The organism is Mycobacterium bulgaricum (assembly GCF_041287165.2).
Classification (GTDB): Bacteria; Actinomycetota; Actinomycetes; order Mycobacteriales; family Mycobacteriaceae; genus Mycobacterium; species Mycobacterium bulgaricum.
Genome location: NZ_JBGGKV020000037.1, coordinates 1 through 1,038 on the forward strand (window position 1 = coordinate 1; position 1,038 = coordinate 1,038).

Consider the following 1,038-nt stretch of genomic DNA (forward strand, 5'->3'; position numbering starts at 1 on the left):
CTAGCTGTACTGACCACGGACGTTGGTGACGGCGTGGTGAGGTGACAAGACGAAGACCTCCGAGTGAAGTGCGAACTGCCTAGGAACGCACCAACTCACTTCGGAGGTCTTCGTGTCTCACCGTAATGCCCCTTTGTCCGAAACCGGTCGCCTGCGGCTGGCTCGTTGCGTCGTCGATGATGGCTGGTCTTTGCGTCGGGCTGCCGAACGTTTCCAGGTGTCGGTGTCCACGGCCTCGCGGTGGGCGGGCCGCTATCGCGAGCAGGGTGAGTCGGGGATGGCCGACCGCAGCTCACGCCCACACCACAGCCCCAATCGCACACCTACACGCACTGAGCGGCGCATCATTGGCGTGCGCGTCACCCGGCGGTGGGGGCCAGCCCGTATCGGCTATCTGCTCGGGATTCATCCCTCAACGGTGCATCGGGTGCTGAGCCGCTACCGGATCGCCAAGCTGCGCTGGCTCGACCGCGCGACCGGACGCGTCGTTCGCCGAATGGAGTCCGCAGGCTGCGGCGACCTGGTGCACGTCGATGTCAAGAAACTCGGCAAGATCCCCGCCGGCGGCGGCTGGCGCATGGTGGGCCGTACGAAGGGCAACCGCAACGCCAGGGCCGACAAGAGCAGCGGGGTGACCAACAAGTACGGCAACCCGGTCCGCGGTTACCACTTCATCCACACCGCCATCGACGCGCATTCGCGGCTGGCCTACTCCGAATTACTCGCCGACGAGGGCAAGGACACCGCCGCCGGCTTCTGGCGGCGTGCCAACGCGTGGTTCACCGATTGCGGCATCACCGTTCGAAAGGTGTTGACCGACAACGGGAACTGTTATCGATCGCACGTCTTCCGCGATGCCCTCGGCGATATCGAGCATCGTCGCACTCGGCCCTACCGGCCGCAGACCAACGGCAAGGTGGAGCGCTTCCATCGCACTCTGGCCGACGAGTGGGCCTATGCGCGGCTCTACACCAGCGACGCGCAACGCTGCGACGAATACCCGCGCTGGTTGCACACCTATAATCACCACCGCGGCCA

At 65.1% G+C, this 1,038-nt stretch carries 1 protein-coding gene; it reads left to right on the forward strand.

The features are described 5' to 3' along the window. Window positions 1-112: 112 nt before the first annotated feature. Window positions 113-1,038, forward strand: a 926-nt coding sequence (locus ACAG24_RS29455) for an IS481 family transposase (protein ID WP_085178258.1), incomplete at its 3' end; no start/stop codon positions are given.